The sequence below is a fragment of the Paraburkholderia phenoliruptrix genome (assembly GCF_902859825.1).
GTDB lineage: Bacteria > Pseudomonadota > Gammaproteobacteria > Burkholderiales > Burkholderiaceae > Paraburkholderia > Paraburkholderia phenoliruptrix.
Window position 1 is genome coordinate 1 of the sequence record NZ_CADIKB010000090.1, and the last position, 4044, is coordinate 4044.

Annotated in this window: 3 protein-coding genes and 2 pseudogenes; 3 read left to right on the forward strand and 2 right to left on the reverse strand. The window is 63.0% G+C overall.

What is annotated here, in order from left to right; all coding sequences use genetic code 11:
• A pseudogene (locus HV711_RS32890) lies at positions 1-124 on the reverse strand (succinate dehydrogenase, cytochrome b556 subunit); the annotation flags it as partial.
• Positions 125-281: 157 nt separating this feature from the next.
• Positions 282-1082 (reverse strand): GntR family transcriptional regulator, encoded by an 801-nt coding sequence (locus tag HV711_RS32895; RefSeq protein WP_013591367.1) that lies wholly within the window; start codon positions 1080-1082, stop codon positions 282-284.
• A 587-nt stretch (positions 1083-1669) separates the two neighbouring features.
• Here HV711_RS32895 and HV711_RS32900 point away from each other — a divergent pair.
• The 3 genes and pseudogenes from HV711_RS32900 to HV711_RS32910 form a co-directional block, all read left to right on the forward strand.
• Complete coding sequence (locus HV711_RS32900; RefSeq protein ID WP_013342069.1) at positions 1670-2653, forward strand: malate dehydrogenase; 984 nt, start codon at positions 1670-1672, stop codon at positions 2651-2653.
• Positions 2654-2860: 207 nt separating this feature from the next.
• Positions 2861-3889, forward strand: a complete 1029-nt coding sequence (locus tag HV711_RS32905) for an HpcH/HpaI aldolase/citrate lyase family protein (RefSeq protein WP_035484148.1) — start codon at positions 2861-2863, stop codon at positions 3887-3889.
• Positions 3886-4044: pseudogene (locus tag HV711_RS32910) on the forward strand (2-methylcitrate synthase); the annotation flags it as partial. The gene HV711_RS32905 and the pseudogene HV711_RS32910, both read left to right, overlap by 4 nt.

The following is a 4044-nucleotide window of genomic DNA, read 5'->3' on the forward strand; positions in this document are numbered from 1 at the left end:
GCCCCCCGCTCACGCGATGCAGGATCGACACCCGCCCGGCAAGCGGCAGCCGGTACGCCGTCAATATCTGCCCGATACCGATGTTCCGGAATTCCGGCCTCGGTTTTTTCACCGCTTCAGCCATGCTAGACCCCCTGCTATGTAGTCACACCAATCCGCAATTTTAGCGCCTTTTATTTTCGCGCTGCAGCGAAACTGCCGACAGGTTCCTTGCAGCACGCGTAATAAAGGCACCGGCAAAAGGCGCGCGTGTGGGACGCCGCACCCTGAATCCAGCCGATTCAGCTGAGATCGTTCTGATAGTAGTACCCGGTTGTGACATACCAACCGCGCCGGACTTCCACCGGCCGGTCCCCGTAGGTGTACGACACGCGCTCGACCGACAGCAGCGGAAAGCCCGGCGGCACCTGCAGCAGATCGGCCACCGAAGGCTCCGCAGCGACCGCGCGGATCTTCTCCGTGGCGCGGATCATGCGGGTACCGAACTCGGTTTCGAACATCGCGTAAAGAGGACCTTTGTATTCCGACAGCCGCTCCAGCGTGAGCCCGCGAAACACGGCGCCGGGCAGCCAGATTTCGTCGAGCACGGTGACTTCGCCGTCGAACTGGAGCAAACGCTTGATCAACACGACGGGATCTGCCGGCTTAAGGTCGAGTTGCCGCGCGATATCCGCCGACGCACGCAGGCGCCGGCATTCAAGCAGGCGGCTGACGTGCGGGTGTTCGGCGCCGTCATCGGCAAGTAACCGCAAAAAGCGAAACTGCGCGCGATCTTCGTTGTGCGTCGCAACAAACGTGCCTTTGCCCTGGCGGCGAACGAGCAGATTCTCGGCCGCGAGTTCGTCAATGGCTTTACGTACCGTGCCCTGGCTGACCTTGTATCTGGCCGCCAATTCGACTTCACTAGGAATGATCTCGCCGGGCTTCCATTCACCGCTTTCGAGACTCTGCGTAATCAGCCCTTTGATCTGCTGGTACAGCGGACTGAAAGTGGGCGAAGCAGCGGGGGCGGCCGCCGATACACCTTCGCCCGCGGCCGCCTGGCCGCCGGGATTCGTGGTGTTGGCCGGGTTCGAATTCATCCGCGCATTTCATCATAAACGGCTGGGCCGCGTCCAGCATTTCTCCCGCAATAGATGTGTCTTATATAAGACATAAGATAATGTTGACTTTGTGCCTGTCGACTCCTACACTCCTTGTCGAGCAAGGGTTTGCGGGTTTTTCGGCGGTTGCGGGCTGCAGCGGGTTTCGCAGCACTGCGACGCACCGGCAGCCACTCTGCACCGCTGTTCCCACGCAGTCCAGGTTTCGATTCGCCGCCATTCGTTGGTCAGACGCTTGCCGAAACGCGCTGTTTGCAGGAGCCCGCACCGTGCAGCGGCTACCCCGGCGCCTCAATGTCCGCTCCCGCTCTTTCAGGAAGCACCGGCCGTCGTGCACGTTTGCATACGTCGGCGGAAGCGGCGCGAAGCGCCGGCTTGAGAGGGCTCAGCAGTACCGGTTCGGCATGGCGGTCTTGCCGCAGCGCCGCTCCCGGCTCGCAATTAACGGGCCGGCAGCGGGCCGTCCGCGAGGAGTGAATTCCGCCGTGTTTCACAACGCTTCACTGAACGCGCATATAGAATGGCGTTTTCCCTAGCGTCTAACGCATCGTCCTGGAGATTTCTCAATGGCTAAGCCCGCAAAGCGCGTTGCCGTCACTGGCGCCGCAGGTCAAATTGCTTACTCCCTGCTGTTCCGCATCGCCAATGGTGATCTGCTCGGCAAGGACCAGCCGGTGATCCTGCAACTGCTCGATCTGCCGCAAGCGCAAGGCGCCGTCAAAGGCGTCGTGATGGAACTGGATGATTGCGCATTCCCGCTGCTGTCGGGCGTCGTGATCACGGACGACCCGAAGGTCGCATTCAAGGACGCAGACGTGGCCCTGCTGGTCGGCGCACGCCCGCGCTCGAAGGGCATGGAGCGTAAGGATCTGCTGTCGGCCAACGCCGAAATCTTCACGGTTCAGGGCAAGGCGCTGAACGAAGTGGCAAGCCGCGACGTGAAGGTGCTGGTGGTCGGCAACCCGGCCAACACGAACGCCTACATCGCCATGAAGTCGGCTCCGGACCTGCCGAAGAAGAACTTCACCGCCATGCTGCGTCTGGACCACAACCGCGCGCTGTCGCAATTGGCCGCCAAGTCGGGCAAACCGGTCGCTTCCATCGAAAAGCTGGCGGTGTGGGGCAACCACTCGCCGACCATGTACCCCGACTTCCGTTTCGCGACCGCCGAAGGCGAGTCGCTGACCAAGCTCATCAACGACGACGAATGGAACCGCAACACGTTCATCCCGACCGTCGGCAAGCGCGGTGCGGCGATCATCGAAGCGCGCGGCCTGTCGTCGGCGGCTTCGGCGGCTAACGCGGCCATCGACCACGTGCGTGACTGGGTGCTCGGCACCAACGGCAAGTGGGTCACCATGGGTATCCCGTCGGACGGCTCGTACGGCATCCCCGAAGACATCGTCTACGGTGTGCCGGTGATCTGCGAAAACGGCGAATATAAGCGCGTAGAAGGCCTGGAAATCGACGCGTTCTCGCGCGAAAAGATGGACGGCACGCTGCAGGAACTGCTGGAAGAACGCGAAGGCGTTCAACATCTGCTCGGCTAAGCACCTGATGCAGAGGAACCGGAACTCCGTAGCGTCGTCGCAGCGGGTTCCGGTTTTTTTCGTGCGAAGCGAATACGGAGAGCCGTTGCGGCCATCCGCGCGCTTTGCATCTGATCCGAACGCGCTTTGCCGGTTTGCCCGTCAAACCGGACAGAACGCGGCCGAATCGGTTTTCCCTCAACAAAACCCACGCCCCTGACGCCGAAGATGCGCGCCCTCACACCCGCCGAAGTGCTGTTTGACGGCGAAGTGCCGCCCGCTGTGCTGCCCGCCTGCGACCACTACGCCGGCAGTGAAAAGCTGATGCTCAAATCGCTCGCGTTGCAGCAGCAGCTCGGACCGGTGTTCGACATCACGCTCGACTGCGAAGACGGCGCTCAGGTCGGCCGTGAAGCGGAGCACGCGGAGCTGGTCGCGTCGCTCATCGGCGGTGAGCACGATCGCTTTGGGCGGGTCGGCGTGCGGATTCACGACTTCGTCCACCCGCATTGGCGCGACGACGTCCGCCTGATTCTGCGCGCCGCGAGGCAAGCGCCCGCTTACATCACGCTGCCGAAAATCCGCAGCGTGCACGACGCGGCGGAAATGGTCGCATTCATCGAGGCCACGCGGCGCGAACTCGGCGTGGCGAGGCCGGTGCCGGTGCAGTTGCTGGTGGAAACGCACGGCGCGCTCGCCCGCGTGTTCGACCTTGCCGCGCTGCCGGGCGTAGAGGCATTGAGCTTCGGTTTGATGGATTTCGTTTCCGCGCACGACGGCGCGATTCCCGACACCGCAATGCGCTCGCCCGGTCAGTTCGATCATCCGCTCGTGCGGCGCGCGAAGCTCGAGATTTCGGCGGCCTGCCATGCGCACGGCAAGGTGCCCTCGCACAATGTCAGCACCGAAGTGCGCGACATGAGCGTGGTCGCGAACGACGCGGCGCGCGCCCGCAACGAGTTCGGCTACACCCGCATGTGGAGCATTCATCCGGCGCAGATCGAAGCGATCGTGGCGGCGTTCGCGCCGCGTGACGAAGAAATCGCCACGGCCACGGAAATCTTGCTGGCTGCGCAGTCGGCTCAATGGGGACCCACTCGCCACCACGACACGCTGCATGATCGCGCGAGCTACCGCTATTACTGGTCGGTGCTGCGCCGTGCGCGATCCACAGGCCGCGCCATTGCGCAAGACGCCGCGCCGCTTTTCGCCGGAAGTGAAGCAATGAGCACGCAACGAGGAGACAGCGGCAGATGAGCGAGACCACGCGAACCGCAGGCGCAGAAGGCGGCTTCAAACCCAAAAAGTCCGTCGCGCTGTCCGGCGTGACCGCGGGCAACACGGCGCTGTGCACCGTCGGCAAGACCGGCAACGACCTGCACTATCGCGGCTACGACATTCTCGACATCGCC

Excerpts from the sequence above, each read along its gene's own strand:
- HV711_RS32905 (WP_035484148.1), top strand. The coding sequence starts at position 2,861 with ATGCGCGCCCTCACACCCGCCGAAGTGCTGTTTGACGGCGAAGTGCCG.
- HV711_RS32895 (WP_013591367.1), bottom strand. The coding sequence starts at position 1,082 with ATGAATTCGAACCCGGCCAACACCACGAATCCCGGCGGCCAGGCGGCC.
- HV711_RS32900 (WP_013342069.1), top strand. The coding sequence starts at position 1,670 with ATGGCTAAGCCCGCAAAGCGCGTTGCCGTCACTGGCGCCGCAGGTCAA.